We start from the raw sequence: 4565 nt of genomic DNA, 5'->3' as shown, positions 1-4565 counted from the left end.
CGACAATGGTGTCGGGGTACAACGCGATCATCAAGAACCACGGCAAGACGATCAAATCGACCGAGAAGAGCGTGATCACGCAGCTCGGCAAGGACAACAAGAACAACGGCATCGCGCCACGCGACCGCCTGTCGACGCAATTGTTCAACTATTTCGCCCAGCCGCCGGCGCAGCGTGATTTTTGCGTACGCGCGAACGAAATCGCCCAGATCGTCGCGTCGACGCCGACCGCACAACTCGTCGAGCAGGAGCCCGCGCATCTTGCGCGGCTCGACCAGCCGTTCAACGACTTCTACGAAGCCTATGCCCGATATCAGGCCGACGTCGCGGCGTGGGACGCCAAATATGCGCCGCCGCCGCCGATCATGAGCGCGCCCGCGCCGCTGGCTCCCGCCGGCCCGACGGTCACGAACGGCACGACGCCGGGTGCGGTTGCCATCGGCCCGACAGTTCCGCCCGGGAACAACTGAGGGCGGCTTCGAACGGTTCAAGATTAGACCGAACAATCGCGCGCGGGGTATTGGCGCGCACCGCATCCTTCTGTTAGCAGGATTGCGATGACCAACGCCCCGCCACCGCCCTCGACGGCCGCCCAGTCGGCGCGCACCATCCTGACCCGGTTGCACGAAGTCATGGCATCGCGCGCGAACGCGCAGGGCAAGCTGAACCAGGTCGTCGGCATCATCGGCGAATGCCTCGACAGCGAGGTGTGCTCGATCTACCTGCTGCGCGAAGGCGCACTCGAACTATACGCGACACGCGGGTTGAAACAGGAAGCAGTACACGTAACGCGCCTTGGCCTCGGCGAAGGGCTCGTCGGCACGATCGCCGACCAGATCGAAACGCTGAACCTCGACGAAGCGGCCGCGCATCCGGACTTTTCCTATCGTCCCGAAACGGGCGAGGAATTGTTTCACAGCTTTGCCGGCGTACCGATCATCCGCCGCGAACGCGCGGTGGGCGTGCTGTGCGTCCAGCACAGCGATCCGCGCCGATATGACGATATCGAGATCGAGACACTGCAGACCGTTGCGATGGTGCTGTCCGAACTGATTTCCAACGCCGACCTCGTCGATAGCGCGGCTCGGACCGATGCCGCCGCGGCCGATCAGTCGGCACAGCGGCTGAGCGGGCAGAAGCTGGTCGACGGTATGGGCGCCGGGGTCGCGGTATTCCACCAGCCGCGCATCACGATCGAACATACCGTTGCCGACGATATCGAGGCCGAACGCCACCGCGTTTACGCGGCGTTCGACAAGATGCGCGAGCAGATCGACCGCATGGCGAGCAGCGCCGATTTCGGGGTCGGCGGCGAGCATGAAGAGGTCATCGAGACCTACAAGATGTTCGCCTATGACGAAGGCTGGTCGCGGCGGATCAACGAGGCGATCGACAGCGGCCTGACCGCCGAGGCGGCCATCGAGCGCGTCCAGCAGCGCACCCGGATGCGGATGCGGCAGATCGACGACCCGTTGCTGCGCGACCGCATGCACGATCTCGAGGATCTGTCGAACCGGCTGATCCGCATCGTGTCGGGGCAGATGGGCACCGCGGCGCAAATGGGCCTCAGGCAGGATTCGATCCTGATCGCGCGCAATCTCGGCCCCGCCGAACTGCTCGAATATGACCGCCGCCGCCTGAAAGGCGTCGTGTTGGAGGAGGGGTCGCTCACCGCGCACGTCATCATTGTCGCGCGCGCGATGGGGGTGCCGGTGATGGGCCGCGTGAGCGACGTCCGCAGTTCGATCCGCGAGGGCGATATGCTGCTGCTCGACGCTGCGGCGGGACAATTGCATGTCCGCCCGACGCAGGCCGTGCAGGACGCGTTCGACGCGAAGCTGGAGATTTCGCAGAAGCGCCGCGCCAATCTCGCCTCGCTTCGCGACCTGCCCGCGGTCACCAGGGACGGCGTACCGATCGAACTCATGATCAACGCGGGCCTCCGCGAAGATGTCGCAGCGCTCGACCTGACCGGCGCGCGCGGGATCGGCCTGTTCCGCACCGAGTTCCAGTTCCTCGTGTCGGCAACCTTGCCGTCGCGCGATCGCCAGCAGCGGCTCTATCGCGACGTGCTCGACGCCGCGGGTGACCGGCCGGTGATCTTTCGCACCGTCGACATCGGCGGCGACAAGGCGCTGCCCTATATGAATGTCGGCGACAGCGCACAGGAAGAAAATCCGGCGATGGGCTGGCGCGCATTGCGCCTCGCGCTCGAACGCGAGGGGCTGCTGAAGGTTCAGGCGCGCGCGCTGATGGAGGCAGCCGCCGGGCGCACGCTCAACGTCATGTTCCCGATGGTGTCCGAGCCGTGGGAATATGAGGCTGCGCGCGACCTTTTCGTCGGGCAACGTGCGTGGCTCGCGAGCCACAACAAGAAACTGCCGGTCGCTATCCGCTATGGCGCGATGCTGGAGGTGCCTGGCCTCCTCGAAACGCTCGACCTGATGCTGCCGCACCTCGACTTCCTGTCGATCGGCACCAACGACCTTACCCAGTTCCTGTTCGCCGCCGACCGCGCACACCCGCGCCTCGCCGAACGTTACGACTGGCTGTCGCCGACGGTCATGCGTTATCTGGCGCGCGTCGTGCGAACGGTTTCGGGAAGCAAGGTCGCGCTCGGCGTGTGCGGCGAAATGGGCGGACGCCCGCTCGAAGCCATGGCGCTGCTCGGCGTCGGGATCGAACGCCTGTCGATCACGCCCGCCGGCGTCGGACCGGTCAAGGCGATGATCCGCTCGCTCGACCTCGGCGCGCTACGCGCCGACATGCCCGCCATTCTCGCCCAGCCCTCGTCCAACCCGCGCAGCCAGTATCAGAATTGGGCCGCGAGCCATCAGGTCGATCTGGGCGATTGATGACCCGCCGCGGCGCGGTGGCTCAGACAGGAAGCGGTACGGCAGCGGGTTCGGGTTCGCGTTCGGTTCCGCGTTCACTGGGCTCACAGATCTTTTGCGCGACCCACAGGCAGACCCAGGCGAGCGCCAGGCCGATCGGTACGTCGATGACATAGTGCCAGCGTGTCGCGACCGAGGTGACGAGGATAAAGAACAGAATGAACGAATAGAGCGGGAGGAGAGCCCGGCCATGCTTCCACGCAAATAGGAAAAAAAGGAAGGCGCCAGCAGCGTGCAGCGACGGCATGGCGGCGAGCCCGGCCGTAAAGTTCACACTCCCCTCGCTGGCAATCCACGCGGGGCCCTGCGCTATCGAGTTACGATAGAAATCCAGCATATATTGCTGCCCGCCCGTAATCGTCGGGTCGACGCCCTTTTCATAGATGAATGGCCCGGCTGCGGGCGCGACCAGATAGGCCACGGCGCCAAAAGCCTGGAGAAGAAGCACCGAAATCACGAGCGTCCTGAAATACTCGGGTGTCTTCATCGCATGATACATGAAGCTCGTGTAGAAAAGCGCGATGAAAGCTAACATGTAGAAATTTGCTTCATACGGGATAAAAAACAGAATCTTCTCGCGAATGTAAAAACACATATCGACAACAGGCCGCACCATTTCATCCGTCTTCCAGTAGAATTCGTCATAACTCCGGGGATTGATGTGCGGTATCCAGAGCTTCAGATTAAAATGCGCAAAGAGGATGACCATATAGCAAGGCAAGGCGAGCAGGAAGCCGGTCGCCACCTCGCGCCTCCCGGCAAGGAACGTTATAATCCCGAGGATCGCCACCCCGATCAGCGGATAGATATAGTGAACGCCGACGAACGCCGCATGGCCGCCCGAAGGCACTACGATCGGCAGGGAATAAACCACCGAGAAGAAAAACATGACAGCCAGTGTTCCGGCGGTGATCAGGATTTCCGGTGGAATCCGGTGCAAGTTCGGCCGCATGTATCACCTCAGCGCGGGAGTTGGTCGATACGGCGAGTGCTCTTGTCATCATGCCCCGCCCCCTTCCTGATTGCCAGAACTGGGTTAATGACGACTTACCGTGGCAGTGCAAAGGCCCGCGCTCGGCACGAAACGCTTTGCGATTCCCGGTATGTTTATGTTATGTTCTCATCTCGATTCCAGAGGAGAGAGAAATGAACGAGCAAGCACCCCGCGCCAGCGGCCAATGCCATTGCGGCGCGATCCGTTATTCGATGTCGACGGCGGTCGAGCATCACGCGCTGTGCCATTGCAGCGATTGCCGGCGCCATTCGGGCGCGCCGATGGTCGGCTGGGCGCTCGTCGGGCAGGACGCCATCGACATCGACGGCACGGCCAAAATCTATGCCTCGTCCGAACATGGCCGCCGCCATTTCTGCGCTGATTGCGGGACCGGGCTTTTCTATACGAACGACGCCATTTTCCCGGGTCAGATCGACGTACAGACCGCGACACTCGACGATCCCGACCTGATCCCGGCGCAGGCGCAGATCCAGACCGCCGAACGGATCGGCTGGATGGCAAAGCTGGACAGCCTTCCGACCTTCGAGCGTTACCCGCCCTTCGAATAAGCGGTTGTGCCGCTTGCAAACGCACGGAAGGAAGTCGGCTGTGGGGTGGTGAGCTGTCCCTCGTGCACCCCGGCGAAAGCCGGGGCCCATCTCCCCACGGCGCTACTG

3 protein-coding genes and 1 pseudogene are annotated in these 4565 nt (G+C 63.1%); 3 read left to right on the top strand and 1 reads right to left on the bottom strand.

Going from position 1 to position 4565, the window contains the following annotated elements:
* Positions 1–470 (top strand): annotated as a pseudogene (locus VGD20_RS00490) (hypothetical protein); the annotation flags it as partial.
* A gap of 87 nt (positions 471–557) precedes the next feature.
* A complete protein-coding gene (ptsP, locus tag VGD20_RS00485; RefSeq protein ID WP_331132572.1) occupies positions 558–2855 on the top strand; it encodes a phosphoenolpyruvate--protein phosphotransferase in 2298 nt (765 codons plus the stop codon).
* Between the two features lie 22 nt (positions 2856–2877).
* Here the strand turns inward: ptsP and VGD20_RS00480 are convergent, their stop codons facing one another.
* Complete coding sequence (locus VGD20_RS00480; protein ID WP_331132571.1) at positions 2878–3846, bottom strand: phosphatase PAP2 family protein; 969 nt, start codon at positions 3844–3846, stop codon at positions 2878–2880.
* A gap of 194 nt (positions 3847–4040) precedes the next feature.
* Between VGD20_RS00480 and VGD20_RS00475 the strand changes: the two genes are divergently transcribed.
* Entirely contained in the window at positions 4041–4457 is a 417-nt protein-coding gene (locus VGD20_RS00475) for a GFA family protein (RefSeq protein ID WP_331132570.1), read from the top strand.
* Positions 4458–4565: the final 108 nt, after the last annotated feature.

Source organism: Sphingopyxis sp., from assembly GCF_036402335.1.
In the GTDB taxonomy this organism is placed as follows: Bacteria; Pseudomonadota; Alphaproteobacteria; order Sphingomonadales; family Sphingomonadaceae; genus Sphingopyxis.
The sequence above is the reverse complement of the archived record's forward strand: the minus strand, read 5'-3'. Positions and strand labels throughout refer to the sequence as shown.